This is a genomic window from Nocardia sputi, assembly GCF_023501985.1.
Genome location: NZ_JAMFLC010000005.1, coordinates 78353 through 105265, shown reverse-complemented (window position 1 = coordinate 105265; position 26913 = coordinate 78353). Strand labels below are relative to the sequence as shown.

The 26913-nt window shown below is 68.9% G+C and carries 21 protein-coding genes; 5 read left to right on the top strand and 16 right to left on the bottom strand.

The annotated features are described in order from the left end of the window. Nucleotides 1–83: 83 nt before the first annotated feature. On the top strand, nucleotides 84–3410 hold the full coding sequence (locus M8859_RS09680) for a nucleotide-binding protein (RefSeq protein ID WP_249644128.1): 3327 nt from the start codon (nucleotides 84–86) through the stop codon (nucleotides 3408–3410). A gap of 52 nt (nucleotides 3411–3462) precedes the next feature. Here the strand turns inward: M8859_RS09680 and M8859_RS37235 are convergent, their stop codons facing one another. Beyond that, nucleotides 3463–3774, bottom strand: coding sequence for a DUF4254 domain-containing protein (locus M8859_RS37235; RefSeq protein ID WP_223518746.1), 312 nt, complete (start codon nucleotides 3772–3774; stop codon nucleotides 3463–3465). Between the two features lie 359 nt (nucleotides 3775–4133). Between M8859_RS37235 and M8859_RS09670 the strand changes: the two genes are divergently transcribed. Beyond that, nucleotides 4134–4937 carry a GntR family transcriptional regulator gene (locus M8859_RS09670; RefSeq protein WP_159922905.1) on the top strand — a complete coding sequence of 268 codons (804 nt, stop codon included), beginning with the start codon at nucleotides 4134–4136 and terminating at the stop codon, nucleotides 4935–4937. Nucleotides 4938–4940: 3 nt separating this feature from the next. After that, nucleotides 4941–5546: a GNAT family N-acetyltransferase gene (locus tag M8859_RS09665; RefSeq protein ID WP_159922903.1), complete on the top strand. Its 606-nt coding sequence runs from the start codon at nucleotides 4941–4943 to the stop codon at nucleotides 5544–5546. Nucleotides 5547–5670: 124 nt separating this feature from the next. On the opposite strand, the gene eccCa is transcribed toward M8859_RS09665, so the two are convergent. Genes eccCa through eccD form a run of 3 tightly spaced genes read right to left on the bottom strand, consistent with a single transcriptional unit; the run spans nucleotide 5671 to nucleotide 12630 of the window. Further along, the gene (eccCa, locus tag M8859_RS09660) at nucleotides 5671–9741 is read right to left on the bottom strand and encodes a type VII secretion protein EccCa (protein ID WP_249644127.1); all 4071 of its coding nucleotides are present in this window, start codon (nucleotides 9739–9741) and stop codon (nucleotides 5671–5673) included. 46 nt (nucleotides 9742–9787) lie between these two features. Then, nucleotides 9788–11167, bottom strand: coding sequence for a type VII secretion-associated serine protease mycosin (mycP, locus tag M8859_RS09655; RefSeq protein WP_283779529.1), 1380 nt, complete (start codon nucleotides 11165–11167; stop codon nucleotides 9788–9790). 32 nt (nucleotides 11168–11199) lie between these two features. Beyond that, complete coding sequence (eccD, locus tag M8859_RS09650; RefSeq protein WP_249644126.1) at nucleotides 11200–12630, bottom strand: type VII secretion integral membrane protein EccD; 1431 nt, start codon at nucleotides 12628–12630, stop codon at nucleotides 11200–11202. Between the two features lie 289 nt (nucleotides 12631–12919). Here eccD and eccA point away from each other — a divergent pair, with 289 nt between their 5' ends. Further along, on the top strand, nucleotides 12920–14752 hold the full coding sequence (gene eccA / locus M8859_RS09645; protein WP_249644125.1) for a type VII secretion AAA-ATPase EccA: 1833 nt from the start codon (nucleotides 12920–12922) through the stop codon (nucleotides 14750–14752). Between the two features lie 54 nt (nucleotides 14753–14806). On the opposite strand, the gene eccB is transcribed toward eccA, so the two are convergent. Next, nucleotides 14807–16315, bottom strand: a complete 1509-nt coding sequence (eccB, locus tag M8859_RS09640; protein ID WP_159922893.1) for a type VII secretion protein EccB — start codon at nucleotides 16313–16315, stop codon at nucleotides 14807–14809. A 265-nt stretch (nucleotides 16316–16580) separates the two neighbouring features. On the opposite strand from eccB, the gene eccE reads away from it, so the two are divergent. Beyond that, nucleotides 16581–18233, top strand: coding sequence for a type VII secretion protein EccE (gene eccE / locus M8859_RS09635; protein WP_249644124.1), 1653 nt, complete (start codon nucleotides 16581–16583; stop codon nucleotides 18231–18233). 71 nt (nucleotides 18234–18304) lie between these two features. Here the strand turns inward: eccE and M8859_RS09630 are convergent, their stop codons facing one another. From M8859_RS09630 to M8859_RS09580, 11 genes are all read right to left on the bottom strand, one after another. Then, the gene (locus M8859_RS09630; protein WP_159922888.1) at nucleotides 18305–18598 is read right to left on the bottom strand and encodes a WXG100 family type VII secretion target; all 294 of its coding nucleotides are present in this window, start codon (nucleotides 18596–18598) and stop codon (nucleotides 18305–18307) included. Between the two features lie 58 nt (nucleotides 18599–18656). After that, nucleotides 18657–18965 carry a WXG100 family type VII secretion target gene (locus M8859_RS09625; RefSeq protein WP_159922886.1) on the bottom strand — a complete coding sequence of 103 codons (309 nt, stop codon included), beginning with the start codon at nucleotides 18963–18965 and terminating at the stop codon, nucleotides 18657–18659. Nucleotides 18966–19053: 88 nt separating this feature from the next. After that, nucleotides 19054–19845 carry an ESX secretion-associated protein EspG gene (locus M8859_RS09620; protein ID WP_159922884.1) on the bottom strand — a complete coding sequence of 264 codons (792 nt, stop codon included), beginning with the start codon at nucleotides 19843–19845 and terminating at the stop codon, nucleotides 19054–19056. Continuing rightward, entirely contained in the window at nucleotides 19842–20831 is a 990-nt protein-coding gene (locus M8859_RS09615) for a PPE domain-containing protein (protein WP_249644123.1), read from the bottom strand. Before M8859_RS09615 ends, M8859_RS09620 begins: the two co-directional genes overlap by 4 nt. Nucleotides 20832–20875: 44 nt before the next feature. Then, entirely contained in the window at nucleotides 20876–21217 is a 342-nt protein-coding gene (locus M8859_RS09610) for a PE family protein (RefSeq protein ID WP_159922880.1), read from the bottom strand. Between the two features lie 32 nt (nucleotides 21218–21249). Then, complete coding sequence (locus tag M8859_RS09605) at nucleotides 21250–22644, bottom strand: hypothetical protein (protein ID WP_249644122.1); 1395 nt, start codon at nucleotides 22642–22644, stop codon at nucleotides 21250–21252. Continuing rightward, nucleotides 22641–22958 (bottom strand): type VII secretion target, encoded by a 318-nt coding sequence (locus tag M8859_RS09600; protein WP_159922876.1) that lies wholly within the window; start codon nucleotides 22956–22958, stop codon nucleotides 22641–22643. The genes M8859_RS09605 and M8859_RS09600 overlap by 4 nt, the downstream gene beginning before the upstream one ends. Nucleotides 22959–23057: 99 nt before the next feature. Beyond that, on the bottom strand, nucleotides 23058–23345 hold the full coding sequence (locus M8859_RS09595) for a YbaB/EbfC family nucleoid-associated protein (RefSeq protein WP_236565381.1): 288 nt from the start codon (nucleotides 23343–23345) through the stop codon (nucleotides 23058–23060). Between the two features lie 38 nt (nucleotides 23346–23383). Next, entirely contained in the window at nucleotides 23384–23740 is a 357-nt protein-coding gene (locus tag M8859_RS09590; RefSeq protein WP_159922872.1) for a hypothetical protein, read from the bottom strand. 16 nt (nucleotides 23741–23756) lie between these two features. Then, the gene (locus M8859_RS09585) at nucleotides 23757–24542 is read right to left on the bottom strand and encodes an ESX secretion-associated protein EspG (protein WP_249644121.1); all 786 of its coding nucleotides are present in this window, start codon (nucleotides 24540–24542) and stop codon (nucleotides 23757–23759) included. Between the two features lie 11 nt (nucleotides 24543–24553). Further along, the gene (locus tag M8859_RS09580; protein WP_249644120.1) at nucleotides 24554–26392 is read right to left on the bottom strand and encodes a hypothetical protein; all 1839 of its coding nucleotides are present in this window, start codon (nucleotides 26390–26392) and stop codon (nucleotides 24554–24556) included. Nucleotides 26393–26913 lie beyond the last annotated feature (521 nt).

Sequence of the window (26913 nt, the reverse complement as noted above, 5' to 3'; positions counted from 1 at the left end):
CCGAGCCGAGCAGCAGCGAGGGAAGTCGTGAGTGAACGCAGCGAGCGAGTCATCGGCACACCGAGCCGCAGCGAGGCGCAGCCGTGAGCCGTAGCAATGACGGCCTTCCCATGCTGCCGCCGTGGCTGTCGGAGAGCGACGTCACACAGAGCGGCTACGAAGCGCCGGTGCAGAACCTCCCGCACGAGGAACTCATCGAGGAATCCCTCGGCCGCAGACGCGGACGTTTCAAGAATCGCGCACCCGAGGCGGAACGCCCGGAGGCCGCGCGGCCGGAGAAGCGCCGCAAGGGCTGGCGCCGCGACAAGCACGACGGACCCTCGGACGAGCAACCGCGGCAGAGCGAGCCGGACCGCGCGCCGATGCCTGCGCCGGTCGAGCCCGTACCGGGTCAGATGCCATCCACCGGCTACGACCGGATACCGCCGGAGCAGGAGAACACGTGGCAGGCGCCACCCCCGCGCGACAATTCGCCGCAGCGCGGCCTGCCCACCCGTAACCCCTCGCAGCCCTCTCCCGGATTCCAGCCGCTGGGCAGCAGGCCCGCGGACGCGTCCGTGCGCAACGATCAGCCCGCGCCTCCGCAGGCCCGCAGGCCGGATCTCCCGCCCCCGCCGCCACTGCCCGACCCGCCGCGGCAGCCGGACGGTGAGAGGTCCGCTCCGATGCCGACCGACGAGCAGGCCCGGCCGCCCCGCGGCGAGAGCGCGCCCGGCCAGGACGCGGGCACCACCCGCCCTCCGCTCGCGCCGCAGAACGGCGGATGGCCATCCACCGGCAACCCTCGGCTCGACGCCGCGCTGTCGGCCGTGCTGCCGAACCATTGGCCTGCGGCCGCGCCGCCAAACAACCAGTCCGCGCCCAGCAGCCAATCCGCGTCGCCGAGCAACCACCCCTTCGCACCACCGGTGGGCACGGACACGACCAGGAACACCGCGGCAGCGCCGGTTGCCGAGCAGCGGGAGATCCCGCCGAGCGGTCCGAATCAGACGTGGCCGACCGGCAACCAGCCGCCGACTCCGTCCAGCGGCCACACGCCCACTGCGCCGGTAGACGGCGGACACCCCGCAGTGCCATCGTCCGCAGCCGACCACCCGAGGTCGTCGGCTGCGGAATCCGGAGAGCGCCCCGCAGCCGATACGATCGGCGCCGCATCCACGATGGATGCCGGACGGACGCCCGTGGCAGACCGCCCCGCAGATCCCGGCCCGGTAACGTCGTCCGCCGAAGACGATCCCGCAGTGGCGCACCATGTGCCATCCGCACGGCCGTCCGCAGGTGGCATTCCCGCGCCCGCAACGCAGGCCGGCCCATCCGGTCCCACCGTCGCGGATTCCGGCGGTCCGCCGCCCTGGCTCGCGGCGCCGCGGCCCGAGCAGAACGAGGCACCCGCGACGGACCCGCCTCGGCGTCTCCCGCCGCTACCCGATCCGCCCGCGCCGCACGAGCGGGCACACGTCGCGCCGACCGACGACGAGCACCGCCCGCCGCCGCGCAGCGCGGACGGTCCGCCGCCCTGGCTCGGTCACACCGCACCGGAGCAAACCGGTCAGCCGGGCCGACCCGGACTTCCGCCTGTGCCGAACGAAGTCGCCGCACAGAGCGGCCGAGTGCCCGTCGAGCATTCGGGGCAGGCACCGCGGCTGCCCGCCGACCGCGGACCGGCGTCGAACCCGCAGCCCGCGGATCTCGGTGCCGCGCAACCGGCCGCGTCGGTGCCCCCTCCGCACACCGAACAGGGTGCGGTCGGTCCGGTGCTGCCCGCCCCCGATAGCGCCTCCGCGACCGGCGCTCCGGTTACACCGGATATCGCCGCGCAGCCGACCACGTTCACCGCTCGACCGAAGACGGCCGGGGCGGCGAATCCGGTTCCCGCGCAACCTGGCCCGGTTCCCGCGCAACCTGGTCCTGTGAACCTGGTCGGCCCTGTCGGCCCTCCGCCCGCGCAACCTGGTCCGGTTCCCGCGCAACCTGCTCCGGTTCTCCCGCAGCCTGATCCGGGTTTCACGGCGCCGAGTTGGACGAGCACGGCCGGAGCCGATTCCGCGTCGGCGCGCCCAGTGGGCGGCGGACGACACCGGCTGCCTGCCGAGACGAGCGCCTCCTCTGCTGCGCAGGCGCCGATCGCACCGGCGCCTGACTTCGACCAGCAGCCGGTACCTCAGCACCGGCCGGGCCCCGCCTACGCGGGCGATCCGCAGCCGGCACCACACGCGCCGATCGGTGAACACGCCAGTCACCCGCCACAGTTCGCGGGTGGGCAGCTGCCGGGTACCGCACCGCAGGCCCCCGCCGATCAGTGGCGCAACACCGCCGAACCGGTCGCCGCGCCCGAATCCGCCCCGGTGGCGCCGTATTCCGCGCCTCCGCAGTACCAGGCCGATCAGCAGCCCCACGCCCAGCCCGCCCCGCACGCAAGCCCGCAGTGGGGCACGCCGCAGGGCTACGCGCAACCGCAGGCCCAGCAGCCGGGCGTGCCGTTCCAGCCTTCGCTGGACAACGTGCCGCTGCGGCGGGCCAAGAAGGCGCCGGGCTCCGGGTGGCGCAAGGCGGTGCATCACGTGTCCGGCGGCGCGATCAACCCCGGCATGTCCGCCGAGGAACGCAGGCTGCAAGAACTGGTCGCGCGGATCAGGCAGCCGGTCCGCGGCGATTACCGGATCGCGGTGCTCTCGCTCAAGGGTGGTGTCGGAAAGACCACCACCACAATGGGTATCGGCTCCATCTTCGCCTCCATCCGGGGCGACCGGGTGATCGCGGTGGACGCCAATCCCGATTTCGGCACGCTGTCGCAGCGGGTGCCGCTACAGACCAGGTCCACCGTGCGCGACCTGCTCCTCGACTCGTCCATCCAGCGCTATTCGGATGTGCGCAGGCACACCTCACAGGCGACGAGCCGCCTGGAAGTGCTGGCCAGCGAACGCGATCCGGCCGCGTCGGAGGCGTTCAGCGAGGAGGAGTACCGCGCTGTCGCCCGAATTCTGCAGCGGTTCTACAACATCATCCTCACCGACTGCGGTACCGGACTCATGCACTCGGCCATGTCCGGGGTATTGGACCTGGCGCACTCGCTGGTGCTGATCTCCTCCCCCGCGATCGACGGAGCCCGCAGCGCCGCCGCGACGTTGGACTGGTTGTCGCTGCACGGTCACGACCACTTGGTGCGCAATGCGGTGGTGGTGATCAACTCTCCGCGCGCCGGATCGCCGAATGTCGGTATCCAGCAACTACGGGAGTACTTCCTGTCCCGGTGCCGCGCCGTGCACATCATCCCGTTCGACCCGCACATGTCCGAGGGCGCCGAAATCGATCTGCACCGGCTGCACAAGCAGACCAAGCGCGCCTACGTCGAGCTGGCGGCGACCGTCGCGGACGACTTCGCCACCGATCACCGCCGTTATCACCCGTGACACCCGCCGGGGCCGTGGCCCGGCGGGCAAGAAGGGCGAGCGGATCAGCCGCTCACCACTCGGGCAGACGCCGCCTGCCCGCCATGACGTCGCGCACCAGATCGTCGTAGGCGTCGGCGAGTTCGGCGAGATGATGCCACGCGTTGTGCAGCAGCTCGTCGTGCGCGTTCAGCGTCATCAACGCGTGGTGCGCGCGCACCGAGGACTCGGCCAGGCGATCGATCACCGCGCCCACCGTTTCGGTGTGCAGAGTGGCGCCGAGCCGATGCTGCGGCACGCTGCGCATCACCCAGTCGTCGATGGCCATCACCAATTCGACTCTGCGACGCTCGATTTCGCGAACCACCGCCACGGCGGTATCCACCGAACCACCACGGCCGACCAGGCGACGCTCGTGTAGCACTGCCAGATCGCGAGCGAACCACAGGAGCGGACCACCGACCACACGGTGCCCGCGACACGCCCGGACCAATAGGTCGGACGTGGGAAGCAATCCCGGCGCCGAAGAGCGCACCGAGGGATCGACACACCTCGGTGTGCCGGGAAGGGCCATTACGACCGTTGTATCCGAACCTGCCACGTTGCCTCGCCGTCATCGCCGCACAACACCGGATCAGGACGTTCATTACAATAAACCTCTGAAGGCCCCTGTCAAGCGTTACCCGGCCGTAGGGAGTCACGAAGAGTACACTTCGTTACCTGCACGACCAACCGAGGAGCAAGATGGCGGACGGTCCGACGTATCACCGGATCGCAGACCTCCTCCGCGAGGAGATCCGCGCAGCCAAGTGGAAGCCGGGCGATCGACTGCCCAGTCACTCCGAGCTTGCCGATCAGATGCAGGTCTCGATAACCACCGCCCGCAACGCGATCCAGGTGCTGGTGACCGAGAATTTGGTCTACACAGCAACTTCCCGCGGGACGATCGTTCGAAACCAAGAGGTTCTCGAATCCGTTGTCACCGACTCCATTCGCCCCGACCGGCCGCAGACCCCGCACGACATCTTCGAGGAGATCGCGCGGGCCGCGAGCCGGGAGCCGTCGAAGGAGTTCAGCGCGAGAATGGAGCCGGCCAGTCCCGAGGTCGCGTCGTGGCTGGGCATACCGCCGGATTCCTGGGTACTGGCCAGGACCGTGGTCCAGTATCTCGATCACGAACCGTGGTCATGGGAGGTCAGCTTCTATCCCCGAGACCTGGCCGAGGCCACGGGAATCGACTCCCCGCACGACATTCCGGAGGGAACCACTCGCCGCCTCGCCGACCGCGGCCATGCCGAGACCGCGCACCGCGACACTCTGGTCGCTCGTCCGGCCAGTGCGGAGGAGGCCTCGGTGCTCGGCGTCGCCACCGGCACCATCCTGCTCGACCATCTGCGCATCGGAGCCACGCACGAGCGCGTCACCCGTGCCACCCGGCATCGTTCGCTGGCCACCGGCAATCGGCTCGCCTACGAACTCGGCGATGCCCAAGGCACCGCGATAATTCGGGCGACGCTTGCCAACTCCCACGGGTCCGGTCCGGCCTAGCCCATGACGATCGCGCTGCGCCAGGCTACGGGGGGCGATCTCGGCCTGATCTGCCGCCTGCGTGTGCAGCGCACGGCGTGGCTGACCGCGCGCGGCTCCGATCAGTGGACGGTCGCCGGGCGCGGCCTGCCCATCGAGATCTTCGCCCGTGCCGTCGGACGTTCGCTGGACGCGGGCGAGACCTGGATCGCGGAGGTCTCGGGCGAGCCCGCGGGCACCATCACGGTCAACGACCGCGCCGATGCGGGTCTGTGGTCGCAATGGGAACTCGATGACTCGGTGATCGTCCATTTCATGATCGTCGATCTGCGTTTCGCGGGGCGACGCGTCGGTCACCGGATGCTCGCCCACGCGGGGATGCTCGCCCGCCGACAGCAACGCGGATGGGTCCGGCTGGATGCGTGGACCACCAATTCCGACCTGCACGACTATTATCGGTCCGCCGGTTTCCGTTTGGTTCGCATCGCGGGGCCGCTCGCGGTGGGACCGTCGCGCGCGCTGTTCGAGCGACGAGCCGACAGCTGGGATCGCGCACTGCCCGTACCGGTCCCGGCGGTCACACGATCGGCTACGTCGGCGATTCTGCGATCCCCCCGGTCGAACAACTGACCGGTACGCCACAGCGCGGGCAGGTGACCCTTGCGGATCGCGTCCGCCCGAGCGGCCACACGGGCCGGGCGAGTTGGACCACGCTTCGCCGCCCGCCTCGTCGTGGCTACCCGACCACAGTTGGTCAGACCGGTGGCAGGTGCGCGATGTGCACCATCTCGATGCCTCTGCTGCGCGAGACCAGGGTTCCGCGTCCGGGAGGCAATTTGCTCGGTCGCACGTCGCCGATCAGCTTGCCCTCGTCGCGCGATCCGCTCATGATCAAAGTCTCGACCGACAGGTTCTTCATGGTGCCCAATATCGGGTCGTACAGCGCGCGGGACACGCCGCCGCTGCGGCGAGTGACTACGAGGTGCATGCCGATGTCGCGGGCTTGGGGCAGGTACTCCAGTAGCGGCGCGAACGGATTGATACTGCCCGTGGCCACCATGTCGTAGTCGTCGACGACGATGTAGATCTCCGGGCCGCTCCACCAGCTGCGTTCCCGCAGTTGCTGCGGGGTGATGTCCGAACCGGGGATTCGTTTGGCCAGATATCCGGCCACCTCCTGGATCATCGGACCGCAGGTCTGCGACGAGGTGGAGTACCCGGCCAGGTGGTCACCCTCGACCACGCCCAGCATTGTGCGGCGGTAGTCGACCATGATGATCCTGGCCTGCTCGGTGGTCGACTGCTCGACCACACCCATCACGATATTGCGCAGCAGAGTGGTCTTGCCGCATTCCACGTCAGCGAAAGCCATGAAATGCGGTTCGACACCGAAATCCAGGACCAATGGCTGCAATTCGGACTCGCCGAGACCCACGACCACCCGAGTGGGGCTCAGTTCGATCCCCTGGGCCCTCGCCGAGGCCAGCAGCTCGTCCCGGCCGAACCGCAGGGGCAGCATGCGCACTTCGGGCGCGCGGCGGCTCGGGTAGAGCTGCTCGAGTTCGGTCCGCGCTCGCGCGACGCCCTCGGCCACACTGCCCGGATCGGAGTCGGAATCCAGGCGTGGCAACGCGATCAACATGTGCAGCTGGTCGGGGGTGAGGCCGCGGCCGGGGCGGCCGACCGGAACCTGGTGCGCGGTGCGCCTGCTCATCTCCGAGTCCGAGGGATCGCCGAGCCGCAACTCGAGACGGGTGCCGATCTGGTCCTTGACCACCGGACGGATCTCGGCCCACCGCGAGGCGGCGATGATCAGGTGAATGCCGAACGACAAGCCCTGCGCGGCAATGGCGTTGATCTGCGGTTCCAGCACGTCGAACTCTTCACGGACCGCGGCCCAGCCGTCGATCACCAGGAACACGTCACCGAACTTGTCCTCGGCCAACGGGCCGGCGGGCCCAGCCGTGCCGTCCGGGACGCGCTGCCCGTCGGCGAACTTGCGGCGGCGGAACTCGGCCATCGATTCGATGCCCAGCGCGGCGAACCGCTCCTCGCGCTGACGCATCAGCGTGGTGAGTTCGGCGACGGTGCGACGCACGCGGTCACCGTCGAGGCGACCTGCCACCGAACCCACGTGCGGCACGCCGGACAGGCCCGCCATGCTGCCGCCGCCGAAGTCCAGGCAGTAGAACTGCGCCTGTTCGGGGGTGTGCGTGGCGGCGGTCGCCATGACGATGGTGCGCAGGGTGGTCGACTTGCCCGACTGCGGGCCGCCGACGACCGCGACGTTGCCCTGCGCGCCGGACAGATTGACGGTGAGCACGTCGCGCCGCTGCTCGTACGGCTTGTCGATGACGCCGATCGGCATCCACAACTGACCGTGCCGGTTGACCGGCGAACGCCAGTCCGGGTCCGGCAGCAGCATGTCCACGGTCGGAGATTCCTCCAGCGGCGGCAACCACACCTCGTGCGCCGGGCGGCCGTGCCCGGTGAGCCGCTTGACGACGACGTCGAGCAACGTGTCCGGGATGCCGTCATCGGCGCCGGGCACGGCCGCGACGGCCGAAGGCGGCGGCGGCAGCTCCAGCAGTGGATTCGACGGCGCCGCCGACTCCGCGTCGGCCTCGATCGTCTCGGGCAGTTCCACCGGCGCGGCGGTGAACAACGCGGGCCGCACTCCGGCGACCGGGCTGCCGTCCGCACCGGTCACCGCTCCTTGCGGCGCGACGTACGGTCCGGACACGTAACTCGCGTTGAACCGCAACGGATCCGACGCGTCGCTCTTCAAATACCCCGAACCGGGCACGCTCGGCAGGTGGTAGGCGTCGGTGATGCCGAGCACCGCGCGCGATTCGTTCGCCGAGAACGTACGCAGGCCGATGCGATAGGACAGATGCGATTCCAGGCCGCGCAGTTTGTTCTCCTCCAGGCGCTGCGAGGCCAGCAGCAGATGCACGTGCAGCGATCGGCCGAGGCGTCCGATCATTACGAACAGTTCCGCGAAATCCGGCTTCTGCGACAGCAATTCGGAAAACTCGTCGACCACGATGAACAGCGCGGGCAGCGGATCGAGCGGCACGCCCGCGGCGCGCGCCTTCTCGTAGTCGGTGACGTTGGCGTAGTTGCCCGCCGAGCGCAGCAGTTCCTGGCGGCGGTTCATCTCACCGGCGAGCGCGTCTTTCATGCGGTCGACCAGCGAGAGTTCCTCTTCCAGGTTGGTGATCACCGCGGCGACGTGCGGCAGCGAGTCGAGGCCGAGGAAGGTCGCGCCGCCCTTGAAGTCGACGAGCACCAGGTTGAGCGCGTCCGGTGAATGCGTGGTGACCAGCGAAAGCACCAGTGTGCGCAGGAATTCCGACTTTCCGGAGCCGGTGGCGCCGATGCACAGCCCGTGGGGCCCCATGCCGTTCTCGGCCGACTCCTTGATGTCGATCTCCACCGGAGTGCCGTCGGGTGTGATGCCGATCGGCACCCGCAGGCGCTCACGGCCGGTGCGCGGACGCCACACCCTCGCCGGATCGATCTGGGCCGCGTCCGGGATCCTCAGCAGCGCCATCAGTCCCGGATCGGTCGCGGTTCCCTCACCGAGACTGACGATCTGCGCCGCCGTGGCGAGCCGGTATCTGCCCAGCGATCGAGCGAAGGACTCGGCCTCGGCCGTGCTCACCCGGTCGGCGGTGGCGAACTTCTCCACTCCGGCGGCACTGCGTGCCGCCACCTCGCCGTCGGCAGCGACCAGTTGCAGTCCGCGCCGCGCCGCGAGCCCGCCCTCCGGTGCGGTGAGGTCGAGCACCGTTACCGAATCCAAGCCCGACTCGCTGACCAGCCGTTCGCTGCCGCTGACGTAGCCGTCGTCGATGACGACCACCAGGTGCAGCCGTCCCTGGGTCGGCTGCGGGTTGCGCATGAACCGGCCGCGTTCGAGCAGCTCCGCCGCCAGCGCCGTCTCCAGCTCGCCGAGCGAGTGGTAAATCATCCGCGCCGACCCCATGCCGTCGCGCAGCGTCGGATGTTGCAACTGCGGCAGCCATTTCGCCCAGGACCAGGCCGGACCGTCCGGATCGGCGCAGACGATCGCGATCGCGAGATGGTCGGGACCGTGGAAGGCGGCCAGCTCCATCAGCATCGCCCGCACCAGCATGTGCGCGTCCTCGCTCGAACCGCTTATGTTGATCGCGGGAAAAGCGCGCAGCGACACCGCCGTCGGCAAACGGTGCACCACCGAGTGGGTGCGCACGAAGCGGCGCAGCGCCACGGTGGACACCGGTTCCAGGTCCTCCAGCGGCCCCGTCTCCGGGCGCGCCAGTTTGGTTGCCAACCGGTGGCTACCGACGCCCACGCGCACGTGCCCGAAGTCCGGGTCGTTCGGCCTGCGCTCCCACATCCGCCTTGTCCCGATCAGGGAGGGCAGGTCGGCCGGCTCGGGATGACTCCACCGCAGAGACTCCAATTGCCTGCCGCCGGTGCGGCGCACGTCCTTACGGACCTGGTCGAGGTAGCGGAAGTAGTCCTTGCGTTCCTCGTTGAGCTCGACCGCGCGTTTGGGACCGCCGCCACGGTAGCCCGCCATCATGCCGACCATCGACATGAGCATCATCATCGGGAACATCATCATGAACGGATTGGCCAGCAGGTTGCGGCCCATCATCGCCATCATCGCGATCATGCCGACCACCGCGAACACCATGACGACGGGCATCAGCTTCATCATCAGCGGCGCGGGCAGTGCGCGCGGAATCTCCGGCGGAGCCGTCAGCGCCACCTCGCCGCCGGGTGCCCGGGGCGGTGCAATGCGGGGGCGGCGCACAAAGCCTTCGGTAACCATGGTTCCTTCGTTCGGTCGGCGACGAGCGGTCGAGACGTCGCCCGCGCTACGGATCGAATTCCGCGTTCAGGTCCTGCCCGGAGCGGCGGAAGGGGATCGCCAGCGCCGCGCCGATCGCGAGGCAGGCCAGGCAGACGATGGCGCCGATGACAGCGATCCGGCGCGGCCGCGGGTCCGGGCCGGGGGGAATCACCGGCGCGGCGACGACTCGCGAAGTGTCGGCCCCGGCGCTCACCGGCTTCTCCGGCAGTTGCGCGGTGAGCGCGGCGAGCGGGTCGATCAGGCCGTGGCCGATCCGGTCGTCGCGTCCGGTGCCCGGTCCGTGGGCGGTGCGGACGATACGGTCCATCACCTGCTGCGCGGTGAGTTCCGGAAAACGCGCACGCACCAGCGCCGCCAGCCCGGCCACGTAGGGCGCTGCGAAGCTGGTGCCCTCGACGGACCTGATTCCCTCGGTGGTCTGCACGCCGTCGACCAGCCCCGTGCCACCCGGCTTGCTGTCCAGCGACACGATATTGCGGCCGATCGCCGAGACGGCCACCCATGGGCCGTGCAGCGACAGTTCGGACACCTGGCCGGTCGAGTCCACCGAGCCCACCGAGAGCACGTAGGGCGTGAACCAGGCCGGACTCGCCACCGTGAGCACCGAGCCCCACCCCGAGCCCTCGTTCTGCTTCGAGCACGCGCCGTCGGGCTGGAGGTTGCCCGCGGCCGCGACCACGACGACATTGCGGTCGTAGGCATACTTCACCGCCGCACCGAGCGAGGCGTCGGCCGTGTCGGAACCTGCTGCGGTGCAGGCGACTTCGGAGATGTTGATGACGGTGGCGCCGAGATCGACGGCCCGGACGACAGCCGCCGCCAGCGTGAGCACACTGCCGTAACCGTCGCTGCTGATCTTGCCCGGCGGGTCGCCTTGCCCGCCCCGGTCCTTCGGCTCGTAGGCCAGGCTCAGCTGCCGGATGGTGAGCAGATCCGCATCGGGCGCGACGCCGGCGAAGGCGTCGCGCGGACTCGGTTGCGCCGCGATGATTCCGGCGACCAGCGTGCCGTGTCCGTCGCAGTCGACCGTTCCGTCGCTGTCGGAGACGAAGTCACCGCCCGGTTGCAGCGAGCGCAGTCGCGGATGCGGATTCACCCCCGTATCGATGACGGCCACCTTCTGTCCGGCGCCGCGGCTGAACTGCCACGCGGACGGGAGATCGAGTACCCGTTGCGCCATCGGGGGCTCGCTGGGTGGCGCGCCGGTGAGCACGGGTTCGGCGCAGACGGCGCGCTGTTCGGTCGGTTCCAGCGGCGCCGGGCGCACGCTCAGACCCTGCGCGGCGCCGAGCGCGCCGGGATCGATCGCCGGCGGCGCGATCGCCTGGGCACTCGGCCAGGGCACGCCCATCCCGGCGCCGATGACCGTTGCGGCGCAGACCATCCGCAAGAGTCTCCGGCGCAAGGCGCTGCCGGTCATATGTTCCGGGCCATCGAGTAGACGTTCATGACCCACAGCACCAGCGGGATCACCGACACGATCAGCAGATACTCGAAGATTTCGATCATCCGCCTGGTCACCGGCGTGACCTCGATGTGCGGACCGATCACCCCGAAGCCGACCACACCGGTCGCGAACGCGAGCAGCACGCCCGCCGCGAACAGGGTGTATTCGGAGTCGCCCACGGCGAAACCGACGGTCATGGCGAGGGCGGCCAGGCACCCGCCTCCGATCATCGTCGCGGCCTGGGTGAGGTCGGCGAACGAGCGACCGCGCAACGCGAGGATGATCGCGGTCACGATCGCCAGCGTGACCCCTTGCCAGCGTGCCGAACCCAGCGGATCGGCTACGCCGAACGCGCCGACGACCGCGCTCGCGGCGCATGCCGCGATCAGACCGGATTGGAACTGGTTGGCCGCGCGGGCGCGTACCCCGAGCCCCGCCGCCGAGGGCAGCGCGCTGGCGCCGATGGCGCCGATGCCCTCGATGGTCGGTCGCGGTTCGTGGTCGGCCGGGTCGATCGCGCCGCCCGCGGTCGGGACCGGCGGGATCGGCAGCCGCGCGAGCACGGCCGCCAGTCGCGGCACCGCCGAGATGATCGCGATTCCGGCTACCAGCAGACCGGCCGACAGTTTCGGCAGGCCCGGGTGCCAGATCAGGTAGACGGCCGCGGCGACGCCCGCTATCACGGCGAGCGTTGCGGCGCAGGAGAACAGCGTGGCGCCGGTGCCGGTCGTCCGGTATCCCACCACCGCGGCGACCAGCAGCACCGAGCAACCCAGCAGCAGATGAGGACTGCCGAGGGGCCCCGGGACGAGCAGCGCGGCGCCGCCGAACAGCAGCAGCAGTCCGTCCAGCGACAACCACGTGGCGGTCACCAAGTCGGTGTATCGGCGCGCCGCGATGCCCGCCGCGACGAATGCCGCGACGCCGCCGCCGAGCAGGGCGAAGGCGGGCGCGAGCGGATCGCCGTGCCCGCGAGAGACCACCAGCACGGCCAGCGTGGTCAGCACGCTCAGTACCGAGACGATCAGACCCATCCAGCGGGCGGCCACACCGGACCAGCTGTGGAATTCCTCTGCGGTCAGCCGGGATACGGCGTCGATGACGTCGTCGAACAGCGCGGGCGCTTCCTTCGCGGTCACCGACCGCAGGACCAGCAGCTCACCGTCGTAGACCTCGGCCTCGGTGAGCGTACGGCTCGGCGCGATCGCCTCCCGGCCGAGCCGAGCCAAGGTCCAGTGCCGCGCCTCCAGCGGCGCCGCCTCCTCCTCCGCGTCCGGCCGCTCGGGGTTGCGCGATTCGATCAGCGCCACCAGTTCGCCGATGAACGTGGCGATCGGCACGGTGGCGGGCAACCCGACATCGACTTGAGTATTGCCACCGATGACCGAAACACGACTCAAAACGGGCTCGGTGGTACGTGTACCGCTCGCCGACTCGATCAACGGCAATCTTCCCCCGCCCTCATCCGGAACAACGATTCACGACCCGCCGACGACATTTGCCCGACACGTCCAGAGTGAACGATTTCAACACTCGTCAAGCACTTTCACACATAGACGACTCTTGCGTTGCGACCTCCCGGCAGCTGAACCTAATGTAACGGACGCACCGGGCCACGCGCGATCGGTAGTCTGGTATCCAGATGAACGTCTCTACTACGAGAAACGAAGATTTCGGGGTTCGACAGCAATGACCGGCAACCGCCAAGCACAACGCGCATTCGATGCCGGAATCCTGTCGCTCGGATTGTCCATCGAGGGGCAAGAATCCGCACGTGATCTCGACTATGCGAAACTGGCTTTTCAACGCGCCACGGAGTGGGATCCCACGATGTGCGACGCGTGGCTCGGCCGCGCCGCCGCGGGCGAACTGACCAAGGACGTTCTGTTCAATCTGCACAAGACCAGTGCGAGCACGCTCTATCGCGAGCAGCGCAGGCTCGGTCTGCGCCCGCGTGAACTCGCGGGCCGGTTCCTGCCCGGCCTGTACATCGACTACCCGCTGGCCAACCACACCGAGATCACGCTGGCCTGGGCGGCGCACCTGATCGCCGACAAGGAGTACGACGAAGCCGAGCGGGTGCTCGACGACCTCGACGAATTCCGCCGGGGCCAGCTGAGCAATCCCGACGCCGAGATCGACAACCGCATCTGCGCGTATGTCCGTGGCGTACTGCACTACAACACCCAGCGCTGGCCCGACGTGATGACGGTGCTCGCCGGTTCGGCCGACTGGGAAGATCCGTATCTGGCGGCAGGCGCGCACGTGATGGTGGGCACCGCGTGTGCCCAGCTCGGCTTGTTCGGCGAGGCGATCCGGCGGATGCAGCAGGCGGAGACGGGCCCGATCCCGGCGGCTCGTTCCACCGCGATGTTCTGCCGCGGCCTGTGCCTGCGGGAATCGGGCAATGAAGAGGAAGCCCAAGCGCTGTTCGAGAAGGTGTACTCGCAGGCGCCGGATTTCGAGGCCAACGCGGCCGCGATGCGCGACCGCACCTACCGCATCACCGTCACCAGCCGCGAGGTGATCGATGCGCGGACCGACAAGTGGGATCCGGCCTCTTCGCCGTCCATGGAGCAGATGGAGCAGGCCGAGAGCCAGGACCGGGCGAAGAAGATCCTCACCGAGGCCCGGGCCGAACTGGACTCGCAAATCGGCCTCGCCTCGGTGAAAACCCAGGTGGCCAAGCTCCAGTCGTCCGCGCAGCTGGCGAAGATCCGGGCCGAGAAGGGTTTGTCGAGCCAACCGCGCGGCCAGCACCTGGCCTTCACCGGGCCGCCCGGCACCGGTAAGACCACCATCGCCAGGGTGGTCGCGAAGATCTACTGCGGCGTCGGGCTGTTGAAGACCGACAAGGTGGTCGAGGCCAAACGCGTCGACTTCGTCAGCCAGAACCTCGGCGGCACCGCGATCAAGACCGAGAAGCTGATCGACACCGCCATGGACGGCGTGCTGTTCATCGACGAGGCGTACACGCTGATCCAGACCGGTCTGCAAGGTGGCGACGCGTTCGGCCGCGAGGCAGTGGACACGCTGCTGGCGCGGATGGAGAACGACCGTGATCGCCTCGTCGTGATCATCGCGGGCTACGACGGCGAGATCGACCGGCTGCTGGCCGCCAACGACGGTTTGGCGTCGCGCTTTTCCAAGCGGCTTCAGTTCCCGTCCTACACCGCCGAGGAATTGGGGCAGATCGGCCAGGTCATCGCGAAGAAGCGGGACTCGGACCTGTCCGAAGGGGCGCTCGAGCAGCTGGTACAAGCCTGCGAGCGCCTGTACGCGATGCAGAGCACCGACCAGAGCGGTCAGCCGCGCCGCGGCGTGGACCTCGCGGGCAACGGGCGATTCGTCCGCAACGTGATCGAGGCGGCCGAGGAAGAGCGCGAATTCCGGTTGGCCAACGACGAATCGCTGGACCTGACCGACATCGATGAGGCGGTGCTGCGCCGCATCGAGGCGTCGGATATGAAGTTGGCCCTGTCCGGCCTGCTCAGCTCGCTGAACGTCGGTTGGACCGACTGAGGCCGACCAACCCCGCTACACCGTCGGTGGACCGGATCACCGGTCCACCGAACGTCATTGCGTGGGCAGCGAATCGTGGGCGACCAGCGCTTCTCGCGCCGACAGCGTGGGCCCGGGGACCATCTGGCCGATGATCGCCCATGGCGCGAGGCGCGGACTGCTCCCGAGCCCGAGTACGTTCGCGGTGGCCGCGTCCGGGATGCCGTAGCGGACACCGGTGTCGGCGACGTAGAACAGGCTGCCCCGGCGCGGACTGCCCGGCTCCATGCCGGTCACCTGGACGAACTCACCCGAGCCTGGCGACAAGTAGACCGCGTCGACCCGGTCGCCCGCGCCGTCGGAGGTGGACAGATCGACGGGTTTCGCGGATGGGGCGATCGGCAGGCGGGTGCCGACGAGCAGACTGACCATGGCGCGTTCGCCGGGTCCGTCGCCGGCCTCGGCCTCGCGCTGCGCCGGAGCCGTGCCCGGCGACTTCGCCCAGGCCACACAGGTGACGGGCGCGTCCTCGGCGGGCAGGATCCTCGGGGTGCGCACCGGAAAGTCGTCGATGGGCAACTGGTGGACCACCGCCACCCGCTCGAGTACGTCGGGTGGCATGGTCGCGATCTCCCGCATGCCGTGCGAATCGGCGTACCTGATCACCTGCGCGGCGAACGGCGACACCGGCTGCACACCGTCGGCGAGCACGACATACAGCGAGGAGTCGCCCTCCGGCCCCACGCCGGACACCGAGATGACGCCGCCGATCGGGAGATCCGACAGCGGGCCGGGCCCCCGCTCACCCGCCCGCGGGATCTGCGGCGGGGCAATCGCGGGCACCTGCGTCGTCGCGCCGAGGAATCCGGTACCGACCGGCCGGGGCCGATGAGCGGTCAGGTTCAACGCCCTGGTCAATACCGAATCGGCCGGGTCGAGTTCAGCGCGCTTACCGTCGTAGACCAAGTAGGTCTTGTTGTCGCGGCGGACCAGCAGCGCCTCGTCCTGACCGGAGGTCCTGATCCGGTCGGTGAGCGCGGGGCGGCCCGCGATCACCGTCGTCGTCGCACCCGAGGAGGAGGCGGCGCTACCGCCCTCCGACAGCGGAATCGTCTCGCACAGCGACCACTCCGAGCTGCCGCCCTGCTTGGATTCGGGCAACGCACCCGGCGCGCCCGGAATGCCGAGCAGCGGTCCGCGCGGCAGATCGTTCAGCTTGTCGTCCTTCACCGCGTGCGGCTCGGCGTCGGCCCCAGTGATCAACCGCGCGGACGCCAGATTCAGCACCGGGTGCAGGGTCTTGCCGCCGTCCTGGCGCTGCACCACCACGTACAACGCGCCGCTCTGCTTGCCCGACACGATCAGGGCGTCGCCGATCGCGCCCTGCGGACGCAGGAAGGCCAGGATCGCGGCGCCCGCCACCATGAGAACGCCGAGCACCGCGCCGACGAGCAGTGAGCGAATCTGGGAACGCATCGGATCGTGCAACATGCGGACGTCGCGGCGAACCAGTGCGTGATCGAGCCTGCGCAACAGGAATCGGTATCCGTTGACCTGGGCGCGGGTTGTCAGCTGTGCCGGCACATGGTCTCCATCGAGCAATCGATCGCCATCTCTTTCGACACGGTACCGTAATTCTCCGACGGCTCTGAACCGATGGAATCCGAAGCCGATCAACGGCGGTCGCACGCAGGCGAGGCAGGAATAAACAACTGTGGACGAGACGATGAACGGCGGGCCAACCGACAGCGAAATATCGGAGGCGTCGCGGGCGGTAAATCGACGCCGGTCGGCCTATGACACATTGCGTGATCCGGAATTCTGGTTGTTTCGCATTTTTCCGCTTCGCGTGATCGTGCCCGTCATGTTGCTGGCCGCGACCGTCGCGTGGATTGTTCTCGCGGTCTGCGATTCGATCTGGGGGGCTTGCGCCGCGGGCGTGGTGATCGCGCTGGCCGGTCTCACGCCGATCCGTGGTCACACTCCCGCCGCGCGCATCGGTAGCGCGATCAGCCGCAAGCGTCCCGGCCTGCGTCCCGCCGAACGCCTCGCGCAGGCGCCCGCCCTCGACGTGCCGCTCACCGAGGGGGGTGGTTACGGCGTGCGCTGGGACGGCGATCTGCTGCTCACCATGCTCCGGATCGATCCACCGCCGGACACGCTGACCCTGCTCGATCGCGGTTCACTCAGCACCGACCAGCTGCTCCCGCTCCCCGAAATCGCCCGCTGCCTCGATCAATTCGATCTGACCCTGGCCGGCATCGACGTGGTGAGCACCGGCGCGCGCACCGCGGGCACCGGTGTCGCGGCACAGCTGTACGACCGCATCCTCGGCCCACTGCCCGCCATAGCCCATCGCACCTGCTGGCTGGTGCTGCGGATGGATCCGCTGGCCAACGCCGAGGCGGTGGACAACCGGGGCGGTGGTGGCGCGGGTGCGCTGCGCACCGCGATCATCGCCACCCGCCGGGTCGCCAACCGGCTCGCCGCCCACGACATCGCCGCCTCCGTGCTGACCGCCACCGAGATGAACACCGCGGTGCGCCAGCTCACCCACGGCTTCGATGTCGACCAGCTCGTCGAGTCGCCGAAATCGCTGGAGTACCAGGGCCGCTTCCTCACGCAGTACCAGATCGCGGCCGACATGATCGGACCGCGCGGACTGGCCGGCATCTGGGCGGTGCCCAGCTTGTCCACCACGGTGACGTTGCGTCTACGGCCGGGAGCCGGCCGCCACGATCGACACACCGATCTCGCCGACACGGTGGTGCTCAATGCTGTGGTCCGCTTCGACACCGTCACCGCGCCCGAGGAGCCGCCGCTGCCCGGGCTGCGTGAACTGGTGGGCAACCAGCTGCGAATCCTGCTGGACACCCTGCCCATCGGCTACGCGGGCCGGTGGGGCAGCGACATCGCATACCGCGGCACCTTGGCCGCCCTCACCGGATTCGCGGTGCCCACAGCGGGCTGCGGCCAGCTCATCGGCGCGGACGAGCGCGGCCAGGGCATCGCGGTGCCGTTGATCGGCGAGGGCACCCGCCACCTCGAAGTCATCGGCAACCTGGACCTGGCCCAGCAGGTGATCCTGCGCGCCACCGCGCTCGGCGCACATGTCATCGTGCACACCGCCCGGCCCGAGGCATGGCACACCATGGTGGCGAATCTCGCTGCGCCGCAGGTGCTTTCCATCGCTCCGCGCGCCGCGGGCGCCAGCTGTCATCCGCCCGCTCCCCCGCCACCGCCCGCCGCTCCGTATCCGAGCACGACCGTGCTGGTCTTCGACGGCATCCCGCCGACCGCACACGCGGGCGGCGCGACGATCGTGCACGTGCGGCGGCCGGAGGACCCCGTCGGGTCGGTGGACGCGGACGTGACGCTGGTGCAGGATCCCCAGGCCCCCAACCGGATCACGGTGCGCACGGCCGCGCGCAGCGCGACCGTGCTGATGGTGACCACGCCGGACGAGATGCACTACATCGGTGAGTCGCTCGCGGCGCGATAACTCGCGCACACGAAAACGGCCGGCTGGAACCCTTACCGTTCCAGCCGGCCGTTGGTCGTCGCTCCGCGCGATCAGAAGGCGGCGAAGCCGTCGCCCACCTTGCCGTCGGCCTCGATGGCGCGATTGAGCGCGTTCTCGACCTTGACGCCGAGGTTGTCGAGCTTCTGGAGGGTGTCCTCCAGCTCGGAAGTCAGGTTTCGGTGTGCGGTGTCGAAGTTCGAGACCGCCTGCTCACCCTGCAGGTTGTCGCGGAACGCGGCGGCGGCGCTGTTGAGCTCGTCGATCTGCGCCTTCATGGTGGAACCGTACTGGCTGAGGTCACTGACCATCTCGGTGATGGCCGGCGAGTTGTACATGATCGTCATTGCTGTTTCCTTCTGGTGAGAGATTGGCGATCCGACTGGACGGCGACGCCGTCGAGGGTTACGCCAGGCCTGCCTGGTCGGAGCCGACGATGGTGTTCTTACCCGAGGTCACGGCCTGCGAGAGTCGGTCCAGCTTGCCGTTGAGCGCGGTGACCTCGTCGTGCCACTCGGCGGCCGCGGTGTTGAATTCGCGGTGGGCGTCACCCTGCCAGCCGCGCGCGACGGCCTGCACCGACTCGTCGATCTGGTTGATCGAGGTGCGCAGCGTCGAGATCGAGTCCTCCATGCGGCTGACGACGCTGTCGATGCCGCCCTCCTCGACACCGTAGGTCTGCCCCGAGCCACCGCCGAGAGTTGTGTAAGACATTTCGTTTCCTTCCGTCAGAATTCGTGTTGATAGGGAGATCCGGGCGATCTCACCGAGCAGGGGGTTACCGGGCCTGGCGACCCGAGAGCTACGGTGGCAGCCACCTCCCCCCGGGTAGCCCTTCCAGCAACGTGGCGACCGCCTGGGTCACCCGGTGGTCGGTGCCCGTCGTGACCGTCGACCAGATCTGTTGATCCGGCGAGACCATGGGAGCGACGACGATGCGCCCGCGGCCGGTGTCGTACACCGCCACCGCGCCGGGCGCCCGGCTGGTCAGCCCGTCCTGGTGGCTGTAGGCGACGATCTCGGCGTAGGCGCGGCAGGAGCCGAACGCCAGCCCGAGCACGGCGGCGTCGCGTTCGCCGACGCCCAGCGCGTACATCGCGTCGGCGTAGCCGCTGGAGTCCTCCGCCGCGTCCAGCCGGTCGGCCAGATCAGCGGCGAGCGCGCTGAATCCGGCGATCTCGGCGGGTTCGCACGAGCCGAGCGCGGCCAGCAGCGGACCGGCCAGCGTCACGTCCGAGCCGTCGGCCCAGATCGAGCGCACTTCGAAACACTCGCCCGAGCGCACGGCGAGCGCGTGCTGTTCGCCGCGGCGCGCCAGACAGAAGCGGCGAGGACCGTCCTCGGTGTAGATGCGCGCGACCAGCTCACGGTCCGGCTGCGCCAGGACGAACAGCGCTGCGGCCAGTTCTGATTCGACTTCGCCCTCGGCGTCGAGCAGGCCGTCACCGATCAATCCGGCCAGCGCGTGTTCCTGGGCGGCCAGGTACTCGTCGATCGAATCCTGTTGTGGCGCAACCGAGAGCGCCAAGGGGAGAGTTTGCACTCCCAACCGTTCGGTTACGACGAGCAACGCGTCGTTCGTCAGTGACGTCACGCCGCACCCCCCGTCTCGGGCCTGGTCTCCGTCGGCGCGACGGCGTGAGGTGCGGGCTCCGCGCCACCGAGTACCGCGGGCGCCGCTTGGATGCCACCCTCGAACCCGATCTGCTCACCTGCTTCCGTGGGAAGGGCGGCGCGCGGGAACCTAGCCGTATCCGGTGCCGGACCGGGCTGGCCGACCGCACCGGGCACGAGCGGTGCGGGCTGTCCGCTCGCGCTCACCGTGGCGGCGGGCGTAGCACGCGGAACGACTTCGGCTGTGGCGGCAGACTGCGCGTACACCGGTGCGCGGTAGGCGGTGGGCACCCGGGGCATCGCCGGGACGGGCACCGTCCCGATCCGCACCGCACCGTACGGTGCTGCGGTCGTTTTCGGGACCTCGGCCCGCGCGGCGGTCTGTTCGGCGGTCAGCGCCTGCTCCGGCGCCACCACGGGCGGCTCCTGCTGCTGCCACGGCGCGGCCAGGGGTTCGGTGGCCATTTCGTAGTTCTGCATGACCCGCGAGGCCACCGCCTTCGCCACGTCCTGCTCGGCGTCGGTCTCGGCCGCGACCGCACGGATCGGCGCACCGACCATCCCGCCCATCGACTCCAACATCCGCTGTACCTGCTGGATGACCTCGAGGTCGGCGGTGTTCGGCATCGCGAGCCGGGCGATCTCGTACGCGGTCACCTGGGCCTGGAACCGGGCGGCGTTGGCCGCCGCCGCGCCGGCCGCGTCGACCAGCCAGTCCCGCAAGGTCGTGACGCGTTGCACGACTTCGTCGCTGCGCCCCGACTGCCAGGCGCCGCGCATGTCCACGAGCACCTTCTCGTACTCGACCACAGCGGCGCCGAACGACGCGGCCAGGCGCGACCACGCGGCGACGGCCTCGGCCATCGGCACGGCGCCCGGCCCCGCGGTGAGGTCACGCGCGAGCCGCTCGGGCGGTCGCGCGGTCCACACCACGCCGGTGAAACCTGGCTGCGGTGGTTCGATCATTGCAGGGGAGGACCTTTCGGTTGCTCGACGACGCGAAAGACCGGTCAGGCGGGCCTGTCGCCCGTGCTGTCGAAGTCCGCCGTGTTGGCCGATTCCATGCCGTCGAACTGGTTGGAGTGCAGCCGCAACGCGGCCGCCAGCTTGCGCATCTCGTGCACGCCGGCCTGCGCGCTCGCCAGATACGACGACGCCACGTCGTTCGCGGTCTGCGCGGCCCGGCCGGAAACCTCGTCGGCGCCCGCGGGGACGATGGTCAGCGCTTCCTCGGCGGAGCGCAGGTCCGAGGTCAACCGATCGGCCAGCGCGTCCAGTCCGGATGACGCCTTGCCCGCGGTGACCGAGTCGAATCGCACGCTGTCGTACACCTCACCCCTCCCGTCACTCATGAGACCCTCCTGTGTACTGTTCGGCACTCGCGTCAGAGCGTGAGTTCCTTATCGGGCGGTGGTTCCGATGTCGTGTCGGCCGCGCCGACCACCGGCAGCGAGACCCCTTCGATCCGGCCGACCACTTCGTCGCCGTGCCGGCCGGTGATCATCTGGCCGCGCAGCGCGTCGGTGGTCGATTCGCCCTCGCGGGCCAGTCCCGCGCCACCCATGGCCCCGCCGCCCATCGGCATGTATCCGCCACCGGTTCCGGTCCCCGTCGCAGCGGTGCCCGCCGCTGTAGTGGACATCGCCGACGACGTTCCCGGGCCGGTACCGGGCGCTCCCACGCCGATGCCGCCCAACGAGCCGCCGGCCACTCGGGTTCCCGGCCAAGGGTTCAGCGGTGCGGCGGCGGCGGCGATCGCGCTGCCGATACCACCGCCGATGCCACCCACGCCGCCCGGGCCGCCGACGGCCGAGCTCTTCTTGCCGTCCTCGCCTTCCGCGGGCTCGCCTGTGCCCTCGTGCCCGCCAGGGGCGCTGATGGGTTTCGGCGCGAGCAGTGACGGATTCGCCGCCGCCAGCTGCCCCAGCGATTGAACGACCTGTCCGGCCGTACCGATCAGCGGCGTGATCATGCTCATGAGCTGGGTCAGCTGTTCAGCCGACTGCACGCCCGTCGGCGCGTTGGTGATCGGAACCTTTTGCCCGGCTTGCGTCATGCTCGCGCTGTGCCCGACCATCTCCGCCTTCGTCTTGGCGGTGATCGCCAGCGCCTCGGTCATCGCCTCGATCGCGGAGGCGACCAGGAAACCCTGTCCGCCAGGGGAAGCCGCCAGCAGCGGCGCGAAGGCCATGGTGGTGGAGAACTTCGCCATCACCGCCGTCATCAGGCCCGCGCCCGTGAAGACGCTGCCTGCGGCGTCGACGAGCACCGACTTCTCCTGCGCGCTCTGCGCCGCCAGCTTGTCGGCGTCGGTGCGCGCCTCACCGGCCTTCTTCGCGGCCTCCATCGCCGCCATGCCCTGCCAGACCGTCATCAAGGTCTGCACCAGGGACGAGCCGACCTGCATCACGGTCTGCATCACGGTGGACACGTTCTGCAGCAACTGAGTCGGGTCGACCGGCGGCGGGGGTGGCGCCGCGGCGGTGTCACCGGCCTGCGCGGGCGGAGGTGGCGCGCCGAGCTGACCGGTGCCGAACGCGGAGGCGAGATCGGCGAGCGGACGCATGAGCGCGCCGAGATCGATCGTCGGCAGCGGCGGCATGTCCGGCAACTGCACGAAGGCCGGAATGTCCGGCAGCTGCGGTAAACCCATGCTGTGCAGGACATCGTTCACCGGCATGTCCAGCATGGGCGCAAGAGCGCTGCCCCGCAGCAATTCCGGGATCGTCGGATCCAGCGGATCGGCGCCGGGCGGCGGAGTGGCTCCTGGCGTGGTCATGACTGCGTGCGGACCGCTCCGATGGCCGCCCCCGAACCGCTGTCGGCGCCCTCGTAGGTGGCGGCGGCCTGGTGCGCCGTCAGCGCCGTACCCGCGTGCACCGCCGCCAGTTGCGCCACCGACGACAAGTGGTTGGCCTGCGCGAAAGCATACGAGACGAGGAACTCTTGGCCGATCAACCCGAACACCGGCACCACCGCGGCGACGGTCGCGGCTTGGTCGGCCGCCGCGATCGCTCCCACGCCGGCAGCCATGGCCGCCGATTCACTTCCGTAGACACGCAGCGCATCCGGGACTACTGCAATGTGGCTCATGATCATCTTCCGATCCCGAAACATCCCCCGACGTTTCGTATTCAACTTTACCTAGCGAAGACCGCATATCACGATCCCGACGTGGTTAACATCCGGTGACTACCCGGTGGCCTCCTCATTGAATGTGGTGATGAGTTCACCACGCTCCGAGAAAGCCCTGTGCGCGGCCGCCCGCGCGGTGTCCACAACCGTTTTCTCGAACTCGTCCGGCGAAAGTTTTGATATCGCGGCGGAAAAGCTCAGTCCCACCAACGCGGCGTTACCGTCCACTTCCGCGGTCACCGCGCCGTCGGGCGATGTCTCACTCACCCGGATACCCTTCATGGCATCGTTGAGATCGGTGAGCCGGTAGAGCTGATTCTGCACCCGAGCGATGAGCTCGTCCATTGTTTCGACCATGACAACCTCGCGAATTCTGCTGTTGCTCAGACGGATCGGAGCCAGCTCTGTGGTTCGGTGTCGTACTCCTGTTCCTCGATGATCTCCTGCCTCGCCACCTGCTGTTCGGTGGGCAATCCGGTCAGCGCGAGCATCTCCGAGGTCCATCCCCACTGCTGCAACTGCGCTCGCCGAGCTAGAGCGGCACGGTTCGCCGCCTGTTTGCACAACCGCAGGATCTCGCCGGCCAGCGCGTCCGGATCGCGGCGCAATTGATCGGCGTCTATTTCGATGCCCAACGGCAGGCCCATTTCGGTGGTGCGCACCGAAATCGAGCCGGTGAGCGAATTCGCCGTGAATTCCGCCGGGAAATCACCCGGCTGTCCGGGCTGCGATGCGGTCATCGGAATTCCACCCCCTCTATCCTCGTTCGTCTTTGATCGCGCGGACGACTTCGGCAATGCGCGCGTTGATCACCGAGACAACACGGCGTTTATCGGCCGCCATCGCGACCGGAGGATGCCCGTCATCGATCACATAACGGCCGTCGTCCACGAGATCCCGCCATTTCAGGCGATGCCGGGTCATGCCGCGCGGGCCGAAGATCGAGTCCGCTTGGAGGACGTCGATGAATCCGAAACGCTCGGCCGGAGCCGACCGGAACTCGGCCGAGCGATCGTGCACGGACGCCTCGAACGAATCCCGCACCGACGAGGAGCCGTAGTCGTAATCCAGATCCAAGCCCTCGTCCTCGTCGGCGAGCACGATATCGGCCCGCTTGCCCGGGTCGGCTTCCGGCAGCGCACGCACGACCACGTCGGCCAACTCCACCGCCGCGCACTCCGTGACGGTGAATCCGCCGCTGTGGCCGACGGTTTCACCCGGCAACTGGGTGACCAGATACCCGCGATCGGCACGACGTGCCGCCATCAGCCGCACGTTGTTCGCCACGTTGGTGTAATCCCTTCCGTCGAAACCCAGTACCCGGACGCGAATGTCCGGGCGATACAGGTCCGCCAGCATCTCCCGCATCGCCGGAGTCGACGAGGCGCGCAGAGCGGCACGCACCTCCGCCTTTTCGTCGCGGTAGTCGTCCAACAAGGGTGTGCGGCTGGTGAAGGAAAACGGCCTGGGCGGGCCGGGCTCGCCGAAATCCTCCCAGAGCACGACGAACTCCAGGTCGGTGAACCGCCATGTGTGCGTCATGAGCCCGGCCGTCATTTCTCGACCACCGGTTTCGCCACGACCGGAGCCTCACCGATCGCCTCCTCGAGATGCTCGGTGGAGTCGAGGTAGTCGGCGCGCTTGTGCTCCTTCTGCTGTCCGCCCGCGGCGGCGCCGGGGCCACCCATCGGCATGCCGCCCATCGGCGCGCCGGGCATTCCCGCTCCCTGCGCGAGACCCGCGCGCACACCGGCCGCCGTGGCGGCGATGTCCGCCGTCGCTCGGGGAAAGAGTTTGGAAGCTCGCTCGAGGTTCTGCCCGGCCGGTGGGTTGGCACTGCCGATGCCCGGCCCGGGGCCGCCCGTCGCCCCCTTCCCCGCCCCACCCATCTTCTTGGCGGCGTCCTGAATGTCTTTCAAACCTGGTGGCAGACCGGGCAACCCGGCGAGCGCGCTCTGCTGCGCGATTTGCTGGGCGGCTTGTTGCGCCGCCTGCTGCGCGGCCCCTGCCAATTGCTGCCCGAGCTGCTGCGCCTGCTGCGCGGCTTGCTGCGCGGCCTGCTGAACCGCCTGTTGGGCGGCTTGCTGGGCCTGCTGCTGCTGTTGCGCGGCGGCGCGCTGCTGGTCCTGCTGCTCGGCCGTGCGGCGCGCCTGCTCCAGCGCTCTCTGTTGCTGCTCCAGTGCCTGCCGCTGCTGATCGGACTGCTGTTGCGCGGACCGCAGAGCCGCCAACTGTTGCTGCGACGCTCCCGGGGCGGCCGTGCCGGGTGAAGCCGTGCCCGGCGGGCCGGGCGGGCCGGGCGGCGCTGGAGCCTGCGCGGGCCGCACCGTTGGAGCCGGAAGGACCGGAATCGCCGAGTTCGTGTGCTTGATCCCCTCCGCGTACCAGTTCTCGAAGCCCCTCCGGTGCCACAGCGTGAGGCAGCTGTCTTCCTGGATTTCGCGGTCGACGTATCCGCCCCGGTCCCGGGTCTCACCGGGCATGAACCTCTTGGTCTCGGCCAGCCAGCCCGCGGTGTAGGTCAGATTCTGACTCATCACCCGCATGCTGTTGGTCAGCGCGGTGGCCTGGGACCGATACGTGTTCGCGGCCGCGATCGCCGCGTTGATACCGCCCTGGCCCTGCGGGGATTCCCACGAACCGTCGAGCGGGAACCGAGCCAGGCGGTTGTTCAGATCATCGAACGTTCCGTCGAGCTCGACGGCCATCCATTCCCAGACTCGAGCGTCCTGGATGACCGCCATGGAATCGATGCCGGTTTCGAAGGATTCGAAGAACGGGTGGTCCTTCTCGTGCGGGTTCTCGACTTCGATCGGAATCGAATCGCGCCCTTCCCGCGCGCCGGAAAATTCCTCCATCGCCCGGAACTCGTCGCCGCGGCCGTTGTTGTCGGCATCCTTCGGGGCCGGCGCCTTGGTGTTGTAATACTGCCGATCGGTCATGAAGCCCGGGATGTCGTTCTCTATGGCCGTGGGAGGCGTCGCGGGATTGCCCCCTTGGTTCACATCCCCTCGCCGAGGCGTGTTGTCCCGGATTCTGCGGAACTCGGCGCCCGAATCGGTCTCGGTCTCGTTGTACTTCTTGCCCGCCGCCAGGAAGGTCTCGCCCATGGCGTTCAAGATCTCCAGGAACCGCCGGAGGATGTCGTCCAGATCTCCGGCCGCCTTCGCGAACTTCGCCTGCAGGAGGTAACTCGACTGAGCGGCGCCGAAACCCCTGGGATTCTGGACATCTGCCACATGGCGCTTGACCAGCTCCACGGCGTTCGCCGCCGCGGCGGCGAGTGCGGCCGCTTCCCCTGCCGCGCTGTCGCTGAGCTTCAGTGTTCCATTGTGGGCCTGCTCGTTGAGGCGGGTCCACGGGTTGTCGGTCTCAGGCCTCGGGGGCGGCATGGGTCACGCTCCTGACCAGGTACTCGAAGATCCCGAAACAGCGAAGGCAGACCACCACTGCTGGGAATAGCTCCTGGACAGCGGCACAGCGAACGGCGATATGATGCCGAGGTCCGACCCTGGAGACACAGACTCCGACCCGCACAACTGAATCCACCCCCCACGTGGGCGTCGGCTATGCGCGCGCCACGGCACGCGGTCCCGTCCGCCCCCGCGCACGGGATCACCCTTCTGCGCCCGGCAACTCATACGCTGATGACCCTCCTCATCGCTGCGCGCCGCGACCGGCGGTGCGCCACACGTCAATATGGCAGCCGGTTCTTACGGCAGACCGAATATTGTCTTAAGACGCACCAACGATTCTATGGGTACTCGGGGCGACCCCGCATGTACAGCCCCGAATCTCGGTAGCCGCATGCGCGACTCACCACGCCGGATCAGCGGGTTCGTACTTCGCTCCGCAAGAAACGCGGGATCCGCCGGCACAGGGCGCACCTCCGGATGACCGGCGGTGGGCAAAA